14 protein-coding genes are annotated in these 16879 nt (G+C 69.9%); 9 read left to right on the forward strand and 5 right to left on the reverse strand.

Going from position 1 to position 16879, the window contains the following annotated elements:
- Nucleotides 1-226: 226 nt before the first annotated feature.
- The 4 genes from ACOZ38_RS10515 to ACOZ38_RS10530 all read right to left on the reverse strand — a co-directional run bounded on the left by ACOZ38_RS10515 (nucleotide 227) and on the right by ACOZ38_RS10530 (nucleotide 4891).
- Complete coding sequence (locus tag ACOZ38_RS10515; protein WP_424529987.1) at nucleotides 227-2665, reverse strand: CHAT domain-containing protein; 2439 nt, start codon at nucleotides 2663-2665, stop codon at nucleotides 227-229.
- Nucleotides 2666-2815: 150 nt separating this feature from the next.
- The gene (locus tag ACOZ38_RS10520) at nucleotides 2816-3301 is read right to left on the reverse strand and encodes a hypothetical protein (protein WP_424529989.1); all 486 of its coding nucleotides are present in this window, start codon (nucleotides 3299-3301) and stop codon (nucleotides 2816-2818) included.
- Nucleotides 3298-3816 (reverse strand): RNA polymerase sigma factor, encoded by a 519-nt coding sequence (locus ACOZ38_RS10525; protein WP_405145818.1) that lies wholly within the window; start codon nucleotides 3814-3816, stop codon nucleotides 3298-3300. The genes ACOZ38_RS10520 and ACOZ38_RS10525 overlap by 4 nt, the downstream gene beginning before the upstream one ends.
- Before the next feature lie 43 nt (nucleotides 3817-3859).
- The gene (locus tag ACOZ38_RS10530) at nucleotides 3860-4891 is read right to left on the reverse strand and encodes a S8 family peptidase (RefSeq protein WP_424529990.1); all 1032 of its coding nucleotides are present in this window, start codon (nucleotides 4889-4891) and stop codon (nucleotides 3860-3862) included.
- A 191-nt stretch (nucleotides 4892-5082) separates the two neighbouring features.
- Between ACOZ38_RS10530 and ACOZ38_RS10535 the strand changes: the two genes are divergently transcribed.
- On the forward strand, nucleotides 5083-5577 hold the full coding sequence (locus tag ACOZ38_RS10535) for a DUF3145 domain-containing protein (RefSeq protein WP_424529992.1): 495 nt from the start codon (nucleotides 5083-5085) through the stop codon (nucleotides 5575-5577).
- A gap of 72 nt (nucleotides 5578-5649) precedes the next feature.
- Here ACOZ38_RS10535 and ACOZ38_RS10540 read toward each other — a convergent pair whose 3' ends face one another.
- On the reverse strand, nucleotides 5650-6042 hold the full coding sequence (locus tag ACOZ38_RS10540) for an ATP-binding protein (RefSeq protein WP_424529993.1): 393 nt from the start codon (nucleotides 6040-6042) through the stop codon (nucleotides 5650-5652).
- 235 nt (nucleotides 6043-6277) lie between these two features.
- Between ACOZ38_RS10540 and ACOZ38_RS10545 the strand changes: the two genes are divergently transcribed.
- From ACOZ38_RS10545 to ACOZ38_RS10580, 8 genes are all read left to right on the forward strand, one after another.
- Nucleotides 6278-7141 carry a helix-turn-helix domain-containing protein gene (locus tag ACOZ38_RS10545; protein ID WP_424529994.1) on the forward strand — a complete coding sequence of 288 codons (864 nt, stop codon included), beginning with the start codon at nucleotides 6278-6280 and terminating at the stop codon, nucleotides 7139-7141.
- Between the two features lie 27 nt (nucleotides 7142-7168).
- Nucleotides 7169-7414, forward strand: a complete 246-nt coding sequence (locus ACOZ38_RS10550; RefSeq protein WP_424529996.1) for a DUF397 domain-containing protein — start codon at nucleotides 7169-7171, stop codon at nucleotides 7412-7414.
- 201 nt (nucleotides 7415-7615) lie between these two features.
- On the forward strand, nucleotides 7616-10297 hold the full coding sequence (locus ACOZ38_RS10555; protein ID WP_424529997.1) for a fibronectin type III domain-containing protein: 2682 nt from the start codon (nucleotides 7616-7618) through the stop codon (nucleotides 10295-10297).
- A gap of 114 nt (nucleotides 10298-10411) precedes the next feature.
- Nucleotides 10412-12502, forward strand: coding sequence for a DUF4832 domain-containing protein (locus ACOZ38_RS10560; RefSeq protein ID WP_424529999.1), 2091 nt, complete (start codon nucleotides 10412-10414; stop codon nucleotides 12500-12502).
- Nucleotides 12503-12698: 196 nt separating this feature from the next.
- A complete protein-coding gene (locus ACOZ38_RS10565; protein ID WP_424530000.1) occupies nucleotides 12699-13502 on the forward strand; it encodes a DeoR/GlpR family DNA-binding transcription regulator in 804 nt (267 codons plus the stop codon).
- Nucleotides 13499-14431, forward strand: coding sequence for a carbohydrate ABC transporter permease (locus ACOZ38_RS10570; protein ID WP_424530001.1), 933 nt, complete (start codon nucleotides 13499-13501; stop codon nucleotides 14429-14431). The genes ACOZ38_RS10565 and ACOZ38_RS10570 overlap by 4 nt, the downstream gene beginning before the upstream one ends.
- Nucleotides 14432-14442: 11 nt before the next feature.
- Complete coding sequence (locus ACOZ38_RS10575) at nucleotides 14443-15381, forward strand: carbohydrate ABC transporter permease (RefSeq protein ID WP_424530002.1); 939 nt, start codon at nucleotides 14443-14445, stop codon at nucleotides 15379-15381.
- Nucleotides 15382-15459: 78 nt separating this feature from the next.
- Nucleotides 15460-16803, forward strand: a complete 1344-nt coding sequence (locus tag ACOZ38_RS10580; protein WP_424530003.1) for an ABC transporter substrate-binding protein — start codon at nucleotides 15460-15462, stop codon at nucleotides 16801-16803.
- Nucleotides 16804-16879: the final 76 nt, after the last annotated feature.

Genomic DNA, 16879 nt, shown 5'->3' on the forward strand with positions numbered 1-16879 from the left:
CGAGCACCCCGGCGGCCCACGGCGACTCAGCCCTCGGGAAGCCCGATCGTCCGCCTGCGTGCGGACTCAGCCCTCGGGAAGGCTGATCGGCCGCCTGCGTGCGGACTCAGCCCTTGGGAAGGCTGATCGTCCGCCTGCGTGCGGACTCAGCCCTTGGGAAGGCTGATCGGCCGCCTGCGTGCGGACTCAGCCCTTGGGAAGGCTGATCGGCCGCCTGCGTGCGGACTCAGCCCTTGGGAAGGCTGATCGGCTGTCCGAGGGAGCCGAAGCAGGCGAAGCCTGGCACGCCGGTCTTCTCGCTCGCCGTGGCCAGCGCCTGGGCCGGGGTGCGCCCGGAGGCCAGCAGCCCGTGGAAGAGCGTCATGAGCGTCAGCGCCTCCTCGTCCCGCACCGGCACGAGCCCGGCGACGACGCACGCGGTGCCCCGTTCGAGGAACGCCCCGGCGAGGCCCAGGGGCGCTCCGTCGACCGGGGCGTGCGCCATCCCCGCGTCGCAGGCCGACAGCACCACCAGCCCCGGAGTGCGGCCGAGCCGCAGCAGGTCGTAGGCCATCAGCGGGCCGTCGTCCAGCGCGATGCTCGACAGCAGCGGGCTGCGGGCGCAGAAGGTGCCGTGTGCGGCGATGTGCACGATGTCGGACCCGCCCAGCGCCTCGACCACGTCGGAGGAACCGGCGCCGACCCGCACGGCCGTCGCGGAGGCTCCCTGGTGGGTGCGCACGACCATCGCCGCCTCGGCATCGGCGTGCTCCAGCCCCGGGCCCGCCACTGCGGCCACTCTCGGGCGCACATCACCATGGACGAAGCCCGGACGGCCCGGGGGTGTGGTCAGCCAGGCGTTGGCGCTCGACGCCACGCAGACCGCACGCCCCCGGAACGGAGGCAGCACCGGCCATGGCAGGGTGTGCAGCGCACCGGTCGGCACGATGATCGCCGGGCGGTCCGCGATGTCGCCGGCCAGCGGCCCGAGCAGCCCTGCGGCGAGCCTCTCCGCCTCACGCGCCACCCCGTTGCGCGCACCGGTGTCCCGCAGGCCCGCACGCCGCAGGCCGTACCGCAGCCGGATCGTCGCCTCGGCGGCGGCGGTGTACGAGCCGAGGGGGCGCAGCACGCAGCGCTCGCGCGTGACGACCACGGCGGCGAGCCGGTCGCCGTGCCTGACCGTCTCGATCAGCACGGCGTCCCCGAGCGCGGCGCGCAGCCGGTCGATCGCCAGCGGCTCCCCCGGCCTCCCGCTCGCCATCGCCCGCCAGTGCTCGGCCCAGCCCAGCACGGTCTCGGGCCGCCCGTCGCCGAGCGCGAGCGACAGCCCGAAGTCCGCGAGCCGCTCGCCCGCCCGTACGGCGTGGGCGCGAACGCCGGGGTCGTCCAGGCGCTCGCTGCCCTCGGTGGCCTCCACGAGGCCCGCACGCAGGGCGGCGAGGGCACCAGGACGGTCGCCACGCAGGCTCCGCTGGAGGGCCACGGCGTGGTGGCGTACGACGCGGTGGGTGCGTCCGGTGGCGGGCTCCCCCGAGGTGACGAGGCCGAGCTCGGCGTCGGCGGCGGCCCGGTCGGACAGCTCCACGGCCAGCTCGGCGGCCGCGAGCCGGAGCCCCGCCGCAGGCCCCGCCCAGCCATCGGTGGCCAGCCGCGCCGCCAGCGCCCGTACCTCGGCGAGCAGCTCGGGCGTCGGGCGCTCCACGGCCAGGCGGGCGCGGAGCGCCGTCTCGGCGGCCAGCGGCACCCACGCGGCCCGCCCCTGGCCGGTCAGCTCGCCCGCCGCCAGCTCGGCGGTGGTCCTCGCCTGGTGCGGGTCGCCGACGAGGAGCTCGACCTGGGCCAGCAGCAGGCGCGACTCGGCCAGCGCCACCTGGGCGCCCGCGGCGGCGAGATCGGGGACCGCGAGGCCGAGCAGCGCGCGGGCCTCGCCGGGAAGGTGGGCGGCGAGCAGTGCCTCCGCGAAGTCGGCCCGCATCGCGGCCAGCCGCTCGGGATAGCCGGACAGCGCCTTCTCGGCGGCCCGGTAACCGGCGAAGGCACCGGGGATGTCCCCCTTGCGCGTGGCGACGAACGGGAGGTTGGCCTCGGCCAGGGCGGCGAGGTGGCCGAGGCCCGCCTGCCTGGCGGTGGTCACGCACGCCGACAGGTCGCGGGAGGCGGCGTCGTACAGCTCCAGGTAGGTGTGGGCGATGCCGCGGTTGAGCAGGGCTCCGGCCAGGAAGCGAGGGTCTCCCGCCCCGGTGAGCCGCGCGACGGCCCGGTCGCAGTGGGCCACCGCCTCCTCCGGCCTGCCGAGCTGGATGAGCGCCACCGCGCGCTGCACGCCGAGCCGTGCGGGGTCGAGGCCGGTGAGATGCCCTTCGGCCAGGTCGGCGACGCGGAGCGCCCCCACGGGATCGCCGAGATCGGCGCGGACGGTCACCAGGGAGAGCCGCGCCTGGGCGGCACGCTCGGGCAGGTCGCGGGCGGCCTCGACCGCGCGGCCGAGGTGCTCGGCCGCCAGCGTGAGGTGCCCGAACTCGCGGGCGGCGAGGGCCAGGGCCCGGTGGGCGACCGAGATCGCCTCGGCGCAGCCGCCCGCCTCGGCCTCGGCCAGTACGGCCCGGGCGTGCTCGCGGGCCCGCGCCGGATCGGCCCCCGACAGCACCACCGCCTCCTCGGCCGCCCTGACCAGCTCAGTCACCTGCGGCCCCCGTGAACGGACGGCCTTCGCGCGGGCCCACCGCCGCGTGACGCCCCGAGGACGACAGCGGGCACAACACCGTCTGACGGCCCCAAGACGGCAGCGTGAGCGGCGGGCCGCTCACGCGGGGGCGTGCCGGTGACCGGCGGGTCACAGGCGGACGCATTGCCATCGGGTGGCCACGGGGGGGTTGCCCGGGCGGTGGCAGACCACGCTCAGCCACCCGTGGGGCAGCCCCGTGGTGGCGAACTCCCCGGTGTCGGACGGGAAGCGGATCTTGCTGACGTGCGGGGTCCTGATCTCGACGCGGGCGCCCTTGCCCGGGGCGGGCTGCACCTGGCCGGCCAGGTCGATGTGCGAGTCGCTGACCGTGAGCTCCACGTCGATGGTCAGCCCGCCCGCGGCGAAGCGGAGCAGCCACGGCTCCCCGTCGGCCGGGCAGCCGTCGGAGCGCACCCCGGACGGCGGCCAGGCGCCGACGCCCGTGCCGGAGGGCACCCCCACGGGCCCCGCCGTCACGGCTCCCGGCAGGCGCAGCCCGTACACGGCCCGGGCGTCGGTGGAGACCCGCGCGGGCACCGGATCGGCGCCCGCGGCGATCCGCAGAGCCGCCAGAACGTACTCGTCGTCGGTCACCGATCCTCCTCGATAAGGGACCGCAGGCGCCTGAGACAGCGGCTGCGGGTCGGCCCGATGCTGCCGATGGGCATGTCGAGGCGGCGTGCGAGCTGCGCGTAGCCCGCCTCGGGGGCGCACACGATCAGCCGCAGCAGCGAGCGGCACGGCTCGCGCAGCGTGTCGACGGCCGCCCAGAGCCGCCGCCCGTCCTCCTCGGTGAGCATCGCCGCCGCGGGGTCGCCGTCCGGCGCCGGGACCTCGGCGGGCAGGGCCGCCAGCGGGGCGCCCGACCGGCTTCGGCGGATGCGCGCGGCCTCGTGGCGGGTCGTGGTGATCAGCCACGCGCCGACGCGCTCGGGGTCGCGGATCGTGTGCAGGCTCTCGACCAGCCGCAGCCATGCGGCCTGCACCGCGTCGGCGGCGTCGGTGGAGTCGAGCCCGAAGGCCCGGGCGACGGCCCACATGCGGTATCCGAAGCGCTCGACCAGGTCGCGCCAGGCCGGCTCGTCGAGAAGGTCGAGATCGTAAGGCATGAAATGACTTTGCGTGGTGGGGGGAATGCTCTTGGTGAGCACCCTAGCGGGGCGCGGGCACCAGGACCCCGAGATCGGGGAATCGCCTGCCATGCCCGGGGTCGAGCACGTGGTTCGCCGCCTCGCCGGGGGACATGTGCCGGGCCGCGGCGGCGATGGCGCCGGCCACCACGGCGGCCGCGAAAGAGGTGCCACTCCAGACGGCATAGCTGTGGAAATGCTGAAAGTCCACGAAACTGCTGGTCAAGGCTTCGCCACGCGCGCAGGCGTCCACCCAGGGCCCGTACGCGGAGAACCTAGCGCGCTCGCCTTCCTCGGAGTCGAGGGCCCCGACGGCTATGACGCGGGGCATCGCGGCCGGCCAGAAGGGGCGCGCGGAGGCGGTGTTCCCCGCGCAGGCCACGATGACGGTGTCGGGGAAACCGGCGAGGGCGCGCTCCATCAGCGGTGAGGGGCGGTCGTCGTAGGTGAAGCAGCCGAACGACAGCACCAGCACGTCGAGGCGGGTGTCCCGCAGCGCGCTCAGCGCCCGGAGCACCCCGGCCTCGTCCCCGACGCCGTTGCTGTCGAGCACCCTCGCCACGCGCAGCCGCACGCCGGGAGCCTGGCGGAGCACCAGCCCGGCGATGAACGTGCCGTGCCCCGCCTGGCCGTCGAGAAGCCCGTCGCCGTCGGCGTCGAGGACCTCGCCGGGCAGGTCGCGGAACCAGGCGGCGTCCCTGAACCACGGATGCGGGGCCACGCCGGTGTCGAGCAGCCCGACGGTCACCCGGGACGGCTCGCCCGGCTCGTACACGGGCGCCGTCGCGGGGAGCGGCGCTCCGGTGGGCCCGCCGAAGTACAGCGGCTGGCCGGTGACGACGTGATTGGGGGAGACCTCGTGCCCCTGGCCGGAGAGCGTGGCGGCGATCTCGCAGGGGTCGGCCCCGGGCGTCAGCCGTACGAGGTAGACGCCATCGAGGTTCTCCACCGCCTGGGTCCACCGCCCGGCGGCGGCGGGCGATCTGGCGAGGAGGACGCCGGGCCGGATCAGGGTGCTCCGTCCCGGCGTGTGCTCCACTGCCTGCACGTTCACCGGTGGCTCCTTATGGGCGAGGTAAACACGGAATGTAGCCTTCCCCATGCGGAGAGTTGCCAAGCGTGATTAGGTATGACCCGGCTCTGGTGCCCCGCCACGACGGACGGTAGTCTCTCCCTCAGTCACTTGTGATCATCCCAGTATGAGGACGTTGGGGAAGGCGCACCTCGTACGAAACGGGAGGTCCGGTGTCTGCTCGTGGCGTGCTGTACGTCCACTCGGCTCAGCCCGCGCTGTGCCCGCACATCGAATGGGCGGTCGCGGGTGTGCTTGGCATACCCGTCGACCTATCGTGGACTCCTCAGCCAGCCCAGCCTGGCACGGTGCGCACGCAGGCCGAGTGGGAGGGCCGCCCCGGCACGGCCGGGGCGATCACGTCCTCCCTCATGGGCTGGCAGCGCATCCGTTTCGAGATCTCCGAGGACGCCTCCGCGGGCGTCGACGGCTCCCGGCATGCTTACACGCCGACCCTTGGGGCCTTCACGGCGGTGATCGGGGTGTCCGGCGACATCATGATCCCCGAGGATCGTCTCCGCAACGTCATGCTCATGGCGGCGCAGGGCCGGGCCGTCCTTGAGGAGGAGCTCGACAGGCTTCTCGGCAAGCAGTGGGACGAGGAGCTGGAGCCGTTCCGCTACGCCGGCGACGGGGCTCCCGTCCGCTGGCTTCACGCGGCCGTCTGAACCGACCCTCGGGCGGTGGTTTGTTGCCGCATGCCACAAATATAGTGATCTTGGACCGTTCCCGTGGCCCCGCTAGGGGACGAGCTCGAACCAGATCGCGGTGGCGACGTGGTCCCTCCGCACGCCGAACCGCGATGAGAGGGCCTGGACCAGGAAGAGCCCCCTGCCGCCCGACGAGCCGGCGTCCGGCGCCATGACCTTGGGGGAGGAGGCGGAGCCGTCGTCGACCACCTCTATGCGGACCAGGTCGCCCGCCTGCACCATGACCGTGACGGTGCCGAGGTCGCGGGACCGGCTGTGCTGGACGGCGTTGGCGAACAGCTCGCTCGTCAGCAGCTCGGCGTCCTCGACGACGCGGTGGTACCGGGCGTCGTGCAGGGCCTTGCGTACGAGCGCGCGGGCGTGCGCGGCCTGGTCCCGCGTGCCGGGAAAGGCGGCGGTGACGAGAGGCGTGACAGCGGACAAGCCCACTCCTGCCGGTGTTTTCATCTACTGCCGCCTCTCAAGTGCCATCTGACCCACTGACCACTTTGTGTGGTTAGATGCTCGCCCTAGGTCACAGTCTTAGCAGAGCCTTTAATGCCTCAACCTGAAAGTTGTCAGATTGGTTGGTGTCGCAGAGTGTCTTGTCGGATGCGCTGGGTAGCCGCCAGACTAGGCGGCCAGTGTTCTTCAGCGTTCTCTCCGAAGGGAGGTGTGCGTGACCGCACCGCGTCGCAGCCCGACCGCCCGGCATCGCCGTCTCGTCGCCGAGCTGCGCGGGCTCAGGGAGGCCAGCGCGAAGTCGCGCCAGGAGGTGGCCGAGCTGGTCGGCACCACCGACATCACGCTCTGGCGCTACGAGACCGGGCTCACCAGGCCCGCTCCGGCCGACGTGGCCGCCCTGCTGGAGGTGTACGGCGTCGCGGGCGAGGCCCGTGGCGAGCTGCTCGAGATGGCCAGGCAGGCGCGCAAGCGCGGGTGGTGGCACCGCCACCGCCAGACGTTGAAGCCGGGGTTCGACTCCTACATCGGGCTGGAGGCAGAGGCGTCGGTCCTGCGCACCTACCAGTCGCAGGTCGTCCCCGGCCTGCTCCAGACCGAGGCGTACGCGCGGGCGGTGATCGAGGCGACCGCGATGGGCCCGGCCCGCGCGGAGGTGACGGAGAAGGTCGCGGTCCGCATGTCCCGGCAGGATCTCGTCACGCGCGTGGACGATCCGATCCAGATCGTCATGGTGCTCGACGAGGCGGTGATCCGGCGCCAGATCGGCGGGCCCGGCATCATGCGCGGCCAGCTCATGCGCCTCCTTGAGGCCGGCGCCCTGCCGAACGTCGACATCAGGGTCCTCCCGTTCGCCTCGGGCGCTCATCCGGCGCTGGACGGCCAGTTCAACCTGCTGGAGTTCCCGGAGCCTGGCGATCTCGACCTGGTCTACCTGGAGCAGGCCGTCAGCGGCCTCGTACTGGAGGAGCCGCAGGAGCGGCGCAGATACGCGTCGATGTTCGCCGACCTCCTGACCAGGGCACTCTCACCTGGGGAGACGATGATCCTCATCGGCTCGGCCGCGCGCGGCGAGGGTTGAGACGAGCCCTCAGGGAAGGAGACGCAGGTGACCCCACGACCGGACGACGAGCCCCGTGGCGGCTGGCGCAGGAGCCCGCACAGCACCAACGGCGGCGACTGCGTGGAGGTCGGCGTTCTCGACGGCCGTCAGGCCGCGGTCCCCCGCGGCGAGAGGCTGATCGCCTTCCGCGACTCCAAGAACCCGCACGGCCCGAGGCTCTACTTCACCCCGGCCGAGTGGGGCGCTTTCAGGCGCTGGATGGCCGACGGAGGCCCCGCCCTGGACCTCTGAGCCTGTTCGGTAGTGCCGCCGGGACCGGGGGTGGTCACCCGGCGGCGCCCTCGTCCGCTCGCATGAGCTGACGGCCGGCTTCCGGGTCGCCGGGGCATTTGTGGTTGCGAAGGTCTTCTATTGCGTTAGCGAAACGTGCGTGCTTCTATTTCGTTAACTCCGGTTCCACTGTGACAACCCCCCAACCTCACAGAGGGTCCTATGAAGATCAGACGTTTGCTCGTTTCCCTCGTCGCCGCGACCACCGCACTGGTGTGCGGCGCGCTCCCCGCACTGGCCGCACCCGCCGGGCCGCCCCAGAGGCCGCCGGCCGGCCCGCCGCCGGACACGACGTCGACCACCCACACCTACGCTTACGCCGACACCCCGGTCGGTCAGCCGCTCAAGGGCTTCGCGCCCTACCTGTTCCCCGGCGACGACTACGGGGCCAAGTACCCGAGCGGCCTCATATGGAGCTACTTCGCTCTGAACGAGGTCATGAAGGACCCCTCCAGCTGCAACACCTTCGACTGGACGGTCTTCGACAAGGCGCTGGACGAGGCCGCTGTATGGGGCCGCCAGTCGGCCTTCCGCTTCTACGTCGAGTATCCGGGCGGCACCGCCTCCCACCCCGGCAACGGCATCCCGCCCTGCCTCAACGGCAAGATGACCCTGCGTAACAACGGATTCTGGGGCACGGTCAGCCCCGACTACGACGACCCCGACGTCATCGCCGCGTTCGTCAGCTTCATCAACGCCTTCGCCGCCCGTTACGACAAGTCCGGGCCGGGAGGCACCGCCGACCCCCGGATCGGGTTCATGTCCCTGGGCCTGGTCGGCCTGTGGGGTGAGTGGCACACCTGGCCGTACGACCGGGACACCACCGACGGCTACCCGAACCTGATGCCGACGGACGCCACCATCCAGACGATCATCAACGCCTACGACACGGCGTTCGACAACATCCAGCTCGAGGTCCGCTACCCGGGCCTCGCGGGCACCAAGACGGCGAACATCGGCTTCCACGACGACTCCTGGCCGTACAAGGAGTGGCGCGGTGGCCAGCTCAAGAGCATGACGCTGCCCAAGTCCATGAACGGCTGGGACGACGCGTTCACCCAGATCATGCTCGACAACGGCACCGAGAACCGCTGGACCACCCAGTCGATCGGCGGAGAGGCACGGCCTGAGATCCAGGGCAGCCTGTACGCCAACTGGCCGGGTGGCTCAGGCCAGGTCGACGACGTGCTCGCCGCCACCGAGCTCACCCACATCAGCTGGATGATCAACCAGACCGGAGCCGGCGGCTACAGCGCCACCGACCCCAAGGTCGCCGCGGGCGTCCGGAAGATGGGCTACAACCTGCACGTCCCGCAGGCCAACTTCAACGCCGGCGCCGGCGGCACGTTCAAGGTCGGCGTGACCGTCCAGAACGACGGAGTGGCGCCGTTCTACTACCCGTGGAAGTTCGTACTCGGGCTGCGCGACTCCAGCGGAACCGTGGTCAAGACCTGGGACACCGACTGGGACATCCGCACGGTCCAGCCGCTCAAGATTCGCGCCTTCCCCGACTGGAATGTGGGCGCGGACCCCACCTACCTCGACTACGGCCGCCCGGTGAACTTCTCGGCGAACCTCAGCGCCTCGGGTGTGCCGGCCGGGAACTACCAGCTCGTGTTGCGCGTGCGCAACCCGCTGGAGGCCATCACCAAGGACGTCCTGCGGAACCGTCCCGCGGCCGTACGGCTCACCGACTGGATCATCGACAAGTGGCGTCCCGCCTATCCGCTCTCCTTCGCCAACGCCAACCAGGGCACCGACGGCTGGCTCAATCTGGGCGCGCTCAGCACCACCGGCACCTGTAGCGGCGACTGCACGGCGCCATCCACCCCGACCGGCCTGGCCGTCACCGGCCGCACCGACACCAGCGTCTCGCTGTCCTGGTCCGCCTCGACCGACACCGGCGGCAGCGGGCTGCGCGGCTACAACGTCTACCGATCGGGCACGAAGGTCACCGCGACACCGGTCACCGGCACCTCGTTCACCGACACCGGCCTCACCGCGGGACACACCTACCAGTACACGGTCGAGGCGGTTGACAACGCCGGCAACGCCTCGGGTCGGTCCGCCGCGGTGAGCGCCACCACGACCGGATGCGCCGGAGACTGCACCGCGCCGACCGCGCCCACCCTGACCTCGACGGGCAAGACCTCCGCCTCGGTGTCCCTGTCGTGGAGCGGCGCCACCGACAATGTCGGCGTCACCGGCTACGACCTCTACCGGGGTACCACGTTGGTCGCCTCCCCGACCGGCACGTCGTACACCGACGACGGCCTGAGCCCGTCGACCGGCTACAGCTACACGGTCAAGGCCAAGGACGCGGCGGGCAATCTCTCCCCGGCGAGCAACACGGTGACCGTCGTCACCGACGCGCAGTCGAGCAACCCCGGTCTCGTGCTGGACAACTTCGACGGCACTCCGCCGTACCCGTCCAGCGCTCAGAACGACCTGGGCAAGTGGACAGGGGCCAACTGCTTCCTGGACGGGGGCGGCTCCGGTGTGGTCTCCGGCGGGGCGTTGAGCCTTCGCTACAACAACTGCGGCTGGTTCGGCAGTGACGTGGGTGTCGATCTGACCTCGAAGACGTACCTGGTGGTACGGGTCAAGGGCGCCGCGGGTGGTGAGCAGACCCACTTCAACCTGGGCCTGGGCGGGGTCACCAAGGTGTTCGGCGATTTCACCCTCGACGGCGGGGGACACCCGGTGATCACCACGTCGTACCAGGACATCAAGATTCCGATGGCCGCCAACGGGATCAATCGCAACTCGCCGAGCCAGCTCGCCATGGGCTTCTGGTACGGCGGAGCCTCCACCGTCACCATCGACGAGATCCGCTTCGAGTAGGTGTCCGCATCCTTCAGCCCTGGTGGGAGCACTACCCGCGGCTCCTCCGCGCGTGTTCCCGCCAGGGCGCCAGGACTGCGCTGTTCCTCCCCCTCCCATCGCATGGAGAGTTTCATGCAGCACTCACTCAGGAAACCGGGAAGCATCGGAAGCCGGGTCGCCGCGCTGGCGGCGTCGGCCGCCCTGGTCGTCACCGGGGTGGTGTCGATCGCCGGTACCGCGCAGGCGCAGACCCGCACCTACACGGCCGATCTGGCGACCGTCTTCGCCAACCCCGAGCGGGGTTACCACAACCGGTACGAGATCATCAACGATCCCGCCGTGAACGACTACGCGAGCGCGTCGTCGATTCCCGGCTTCAACCCCGACCTGCTGGACCGGACCTTCGCCCGCGCGAAGCAGAACGGCAACACCCTGGTCCACAGCTACCTGCACCTCGACAAGTACAAGGCCTCGGACAACCTGCCGCAGGCGCTGCTGGACAACCTGACGAGCGGGCTCGCGGCCGTGCGCCAGGCCGGCCTGAAGATCGTGCTGCGCCCGGCCTACACGTGGGACGGCTGGGCCGACGTCACCGAGGCCAAGATCCTCCGCCACATCGAGCAGATCGACACGGTGATCACGGCCAACGCCGACGTCGTGGCGCACCTGGAGACCGGCTACCTCGGCGCATGGGGCGAGTGGCACACCGGGAACTACGCCGACCCCTTCGCCCAGGACCAGGCGGTCACCCGCTACCGCATCGTCAAGAAGATCCTCGACACCACGCCCGCGTCGATCCCCCTGGCGATGCGCTACCCGATCTACATCAAGGAGATGGTGGACCCCACCTCGTGCATCGTGCCGGAGGGCTGCGGCATCACCCAGGCGCAGAAGGACCGGATCGGCTTCCACAACGACTGCTTCCTGTCCGACTACAACGACATGGGGACCTACGACAACAACTCCTGGATGGGTTGGTACAACATCGAGGTCAAGAAGCAGTGGATGTACGACCGCCAGACGTCGGCCGGCACCAACACGATCATGGGCGGCGAGACCTGCAACTCCGACGGCTACAACGATGCCGCAGGCGTCAACGTCCAGGCGGAGATGTCCAAGCTGAACTTCACCGAGATCAACGAAGACTACGCCGCGGTCAACACCGATAAATGGAAGGCCACCAACCTCGCCGCCTCCGGGAACGACCCCGCCGAGACCGCCTTCACCCGGATCAAGCGCAAGCTCGGCTACCGGCTCCGGCTGGTCAACGCGAACTTCTCCGACTCGGTGCAGCCGGGCGGGCAACTGGCCTTCTCCGGGAACCTGAGCAACGACGGCTGGGCAGGGCCGGTGAAGACGCGCCCGGTGTTCCTCGTACTCGACGACGGCACGCACCGCTTCGACATTCCCGTGCCCGGCCTCGATCCTCGTACGTGGACGCCCGGCACGCACGCCATGTCGGCGCAGTCCGTCACCGTGCCGTCCAGCGTCCCGCCGGGCACCTACCGGCTGGCCCTCTGGCTGCCCGACTCGGTCACCGGCCTGCGGTCGCGGGCCGCGTACTCCATCCGGTTCGCGAACACGAACACCTGGAACGCGGCCACCGGATACAACGTGCTGGCGAGCGACGTCGTGGTCGGCCAGTGCTCACCCAACTGCCCGACCCCGACTCCGACTCCGACCCCGACTCCGACTCCGACTCCGACCCCGACGCGTACGCCGACCCCGACGCCGACCCCCACCCCCACCCCCACTCCCACTGTGGCAGGGCTGGTGCTGGATGACTTCGACGGGAGCCCGCCGTACCCGTCGAGTGCTCTGAACGATCTGGGCAGGTGGACCGGAGGGAACTGTTTCCTGGATGGCGGGGGTTCCGGAGTGGTGTCCGGCGGGGCGTTGAGTCTTCGATACAACAACTGCGGCTGGTTCGGCAGTGATGTCGGGGTGGATCTGACCTCCAAGACGTACCTGGTGGTACGGGTCAAGGGCGCCGCGGGTGGTGAGCAGACCCACTTCAACCTGGGCCTGGGCGGGGTCACCAAGGTGTTCGGCGACTTCACCCTCGACGGCGGGGGACACCCGGTGATCACCACGTCGTACCAGGACATCAAGATTCCGATGGCCGCCAACGGGATCAACCGCAACTCGCCGAGCCAGCTCGCCATGGGCTTCTGGTACGGCGGAGCCTCCACCGTCTCCATCGACGAGATCCGCTTCGAATAGAGCGCCAGGTCCGGGGCCGCGTACCTGTCAGCCGAGTGAGCCTTCAAATGCGAAACCCCTGCTTTCGGGGGGCCGCCGCTGGTCGGAGGCGCTTCATGGCTCGCGGCCTCGGACCTCTGTCTTCGTTACCGTTCCGCAATTGGTGAGAGATGTCTTTCTATTGACAAGTAAACGCAATGTTTCGAAGATTGGCGGCATGTCGAACGCGTCAGAGCAAGTGCCCGCCGAGGTCCGGCGGGAGCGGATCCTCGCGATGGTCCTGGAGCACGAGTTCGTCCGGGTCAGCGACCTGAGCACGATGTTCGGCATCTCGGACGTAACGGTCCGGGCGGATCTCGGCGCGCTGGAGGAGCGCAACGCGCTGCGCCGGGTCCGGGGCGGCGCGATGGTCGTGGGGAAGCGGCTACGGGAGGAGCCCTCGTTCGAGGAGTCGCTCAGCGCGTCGGCGATCGAGAAGGCCCTGGTCGGCGCGACCGCCGCGGCGATGATCTCCGACGGAGAGAGCGTGATCCTGGACGTCGGCACCACCACGACGTTCATCGCCCGCTCCCTGGCGGCCCGTGCCGACCTGCGCGACGTCGTGGTGTTCACGAACGGGCTCAACATCGCGCTGGAGTTGGAGGTCGCCATCCCGCGGATCACCGTCGTGCTGACCGGCGGCACGCTGCGCCCCCTGCAGCACTCGCTGGTCGATCCGCTGGCGCAGCACGTCTTCGAGCGCATCAACACATGCACGGTGTTCCTCGGATGCAACGGCGTGGATCCGGTCGCCGGGATCACCAACATCAACCTTCCCGAGGCACAAATGAAACAACGGATGTTGCGGGCCGCGACCCGCCGCGTCGTGGTCGCCGACGGCTCCAAGATCGGCCAGGTCCAGCTTGCCGCGGTCGCTCCCATTTCGGACGTGGACCTGCTCATCACCGGCCCGTCGGCGGATCCCCGGGTCCTGGGCGTGCTCCGCGATCAGGGCCTGCGGGTCGAGGTGGTCGGACCATGACCGTGACCGCGGCTCCTCCGCGCCGCCCGGCGGCCGGGACACCCGTACGGCGGGAGCGCAAGCCGCGGGGCGACGGGCCCGTGGCCTGGCTGTTCCTGCTGCCCGCCCTGGTCGGCTTCGTAGTGTTCTACCTGGTACCGACGGTCCGCGGGTTCTGGATCAGCTTCACCGACTGGAACCTGCTGTCGGACCCGAAGTTCGTCGGGCTGGACAACTATCGGGACATGGTCCAGGACGCGAGGTTCTGGAACGCCCTGCGGATCACGGCCGAGTACGTCGTGATCAACATCGGTAGCCAGACGGTCCTCGCCCTCGCCATCGCGGTGCTGATGGACCGCCTCACCAGGTCCGTGCTGGTGAGGGCGGCGATAGTGGTGCCCTGGCTGGTGCCGAACGTCACCGTCGCGATCGTGACCCTGTTCATGCTGGACCACAACGTCGGCTTCGTGAACCACGTCCTGGATGTGTTCGGGATCGAGCCGCAGGCGTTCTACGGTGACTCCGACCAGGCCATCCCGACGATCGCCCTGGTGAACACCTGGCGCAACATGGGATACACCGCCCTGCTGTTCTTCGCCGGCATGCAGATGATCCCGCGCAACCTGTACGAGGCCGCGGCCATCGACGGAGCGGGGGAGTGGACGCTGTTCCGCCGGGTCACCCTGCCGCTGCTGCGGCCGGTCATGGTGCTCGTCCTGGTGGTGTCGATCATCGGATCGTTCCAGATCTTCGACACCGTCGCCGTGACGACGAAGGGCGGACCCGCCGATGCCACGAGGGTCATCTATTACTACATCTACCAAAAGGCCTTCAACGAGTTCCATATGGGTTACGCGGCCGCGATGGCGGTGGCGCTCTTCCTCATCCTCATCCTGCTCACCGCGTCCCAGATGAGAATGCTCCGCGCCGCCGACTCCGATCTTCGCTAAGGACGATGGACATGACTGTTCGATCCCTCACCGCAGGTTCCGCGGGAGCCGGGCGCAGGAGCCTGCCGCGGCGGCGCAGTCTGGGGGCGGGACGGATCCTCGCCTGGATCCTGCTGGCGGTCCTGTTGCTCGTCACGCTCTATCCGTTCGTCTGGATGCTGCGCACCGCCTTCACCGGCAACCGCGAGATCTTCGATGGCGACTACTCGCTTTTTCCCGCCGACCCGACGCTGGTCAACTTCAGGAGGGTGCTCGGGCAGGCGACCGTCGAAGAGGCGATAGCGGCCGGGGGGAGCGGCGCGGAGGTGAACTTCTGGCTGTACCTCCGCAACTCCGTAGTCTTCACCGCGGTCCTCGTGATCGGCCAGGTCGGGTTCAGCGCCACCGCCGCGTACGCCTTCGCCCGGCTGCGGTTCAGGGGCCGTGACACGCTCTTCGCGCTGTTTCTGGCCGGGCTGATGGTTCCGCCGATCTTCACCGTGCTGCCGAACTTCGCGCTGGTCAGGAGCTTGGGCTGGCTCAACACCTTCCCAGGCGTGGTGGCGCCGTACCTGCTCATGACTCCGTTCGCGATCTTCTTCCTGCGGCAGTTCTTCCTCGGCATCTCGCCCGAGATAGAGGACGCCGCAACCATCGACGGCGCCGGGAAGATCGCGGTCTTCTGGCGGATCATCCTGCCCATGAGCGCCGCACCGCTGAGCACCCTGGGCGTCATCACCGCGGTGTTCGCCTGGAACGAGTACCTGTGGCCGCAACTGGTGGGAAAGGAGGACAACGTGCGGCTGCTCAACGTGGCACTGGGGGTGTTCGCCCAGTCCTCGCCCACCTCATCCCCCGACTGGGCCGGCCTCATGGCGGCGGCGACGCTGCAGGTCATCCCGGTTCTTCTGCTCCTGCTCGTCTTCGGACGCAAGCTGGTGAACTCGCTCGGGTTCACCGGCATCAAGTAACGCCTTCTGGCGGATCTCCCCCCTAACCGGCGCGCCAGAGGCGTGCCGGGATCCGACCATCCCCGAAAAGGACGAATCATGCCTCGCAAGATCGGCGCGCTTCTCGCCATCGCCGTGTCACTCACCGCCTGCGGCACCGCCAACGAACCGGCCGGGGGTGCCGGCCAGGCCGCGGAGAAGGTCACGCTCAGCTACAGCCTCTGGGACCCGAACCAGCTTCCCGCCTACCAGGAGTGCGCCGACGCGTTCTCCGCCAAGACCGGCATCCAGGTGAAGATCACTCAGCAGGGCTGGGAGGACTACTGGAACGGCATCACCACCTCGCTCGTCTCCGGCACCGCCCCGGACGTGATCACCAACCATGTCGCCTACTACCCCGAGCTGGCGGCCAACAGCCAACTGCTCGACATCCAGCCGTACGTCGACAAGGACAAGATCGACCTGTCGCAGTACACCGGTGACCTGGCGTCGCTCTGGGTCAAGGACGGCAAGCGGTACGGCCTGCCGCAGGACTGGGACACCATCGCGCTCGTCTACAACGTGAAGGACATCACGGACGCCGGCGTGGACCCGGCCGGCCTCAAGGACCTCACGTGGAACCCGGCCGACGGCGGCACCTTCGGCGAGCTCATCAAGAAGCTCACGATCGACAAGAACGGCAAGCGAGGCGATGAGCCCGGCTTCGACAAGAGCAAGGTCAAGACCTACGGCTGGGGCCTTGAGCAGGGCGGCGGCGTCGTCGGCCAGACGCAGTGGTCCTGGATGCCGCTGTCCATGGGCTTCCAGTACCTCGACAAGAACCCGTTCGGCACCGACTACAAGCTCGACGACCCCCGCCTCGCGCAGGCCCTCACCTGGTGGCAGGACCAGATGAAGGCCGGCTACATCATGCCCCGGGAGAAGGCGGGCAAGCTCGGCCTGGAGCCGATGATGCAGACCGACCAGGCCGCACTCATCCCCGACGGCTCGTGGCGGATCAACACCTGGGCGCAGAGCACCCAGCAGAAGTTCGCCTTCGCCCCGCTGCCGCAGGGCCCCCAGGGACGCAAGACGATCATCAACGGCCTGGCGCCGTCCATCACCGCCGGAACCAAGCACCCCGACCAGGCGTGGGAGTGGGTCAAGTTCCTCGGCTCGTCCGGCTGCCAGGATCTCGTGGCGAAGAGGGCCGTGGTGTTCCCGGCGATCAAGACGGCCGCCGCAGCCGCCGTCGAGGCCCAGAAGGCGAAGGGCCTGGACGTCTCGGCCTACACCGACATAGCCGCCGATCCGGCGAACCTGGCGTACTACCCGATCACCGGTAGCGCGAACGAGATCAACACCGAGGCCCAGTCCGTGATCGACCAGATCCAGGAATTCAAGGTCACCCCGGCCGACGCGCTCAAGCAGCTCGACCAGCGCCTCGCCACGATCCTCAAGTGATCACGCTGGGCACGCCGAATCACGCCCAGCCTCGCGTTCACATCCCCGGCCCGGTACGGCTTGCGCAAGCCGTACC

Origin of the sequence: Sphaerisporangium viridialbum, from assembly GCF_049674955.1 — a bacterium.
Taxonomy (GTDB): Bacteria; Actinomycetota; Actinomycetes; order Streptosporangiales; family Streptosporangiaceae; genus Sphaerisporangium; species Sphaerisporangium viridialbum.